General features: G+C 76.8%; 1 protein-coding gene. It reads right to left on the reverse strand.

Translation table 11 applies throughout. The features are described from left to right. A partial coding sequence (locus ACWJ6R_RS37485; RefSeq protein WP_449066730.1) for a GTPase family protein occupies positions 1–710 on the reverse strand: 710 nt, incomplete at both ends.

A 710-nucleotide genomic window follows, 5' to 3' on the forward strand; every position in this document is an offset into this window, starting at 1 on the left:
ACCCGGGAGGCCAGCAGCGCGCGCAGCTCGCCGACGCCCGCCCCGGTCCGCGCCGAGACGCCGAGCACCGGCACCCCGGCCAACCCGTCGGCCTCCAGCAGCCGCCGCAGGTCCGCCAGGCACCGCTCGGTCGCGGCCGGGGAGAGCCGGTCGATCTGGTTGAGGACGACCACCGTGACGTCCCGGTGCCGGGCCAGCGGCGCCAGGTACAGGTCGTGCACGGCCGCGTCGGCGTACTTCTGCGGGTCGAGCACCCACACCAGCAGGTCGACCAGCCCGGCGAGCCGGTCCACCTCCAGGCGGTGCGCCCGCTCGATCGAGTCGTGGTCGGGCAGGTCGAGCAGGACCAGCCCGCTCAGGCCTGCGTCGCCCGCATCGGTCCCCGCGCCATTCCGCACGCCGGCCCCCGCACCGGTCTCCGCACCGTTCCCGGTGCCGCCCGCCGTACGGTGCTCCGCAGTGCCGTCCACCCCGTGGCGGTCGGGGATCTCCAGCCAGTCGAGCAGCGGCCCGGACCCGGCGCCGTCCCACAGCGCCGCCTGCGCGGTGGACGTGGTGGGCCTCCTCACGCCGACCCTGGCCAGCGAGGTGCCCGACAGCAGGTTGAACAGGGACGACTTGCCGCTGCCGGTCGCCCCGGCCAGCGCGACCGCGGTGTGGTCCACCGACAGGTTCCGCCGCGCGCCCGCCCGGTCGACCACCGCGCGCGT

This window comes from Planomonospora algeriensis, assembly GCF_977012225.1.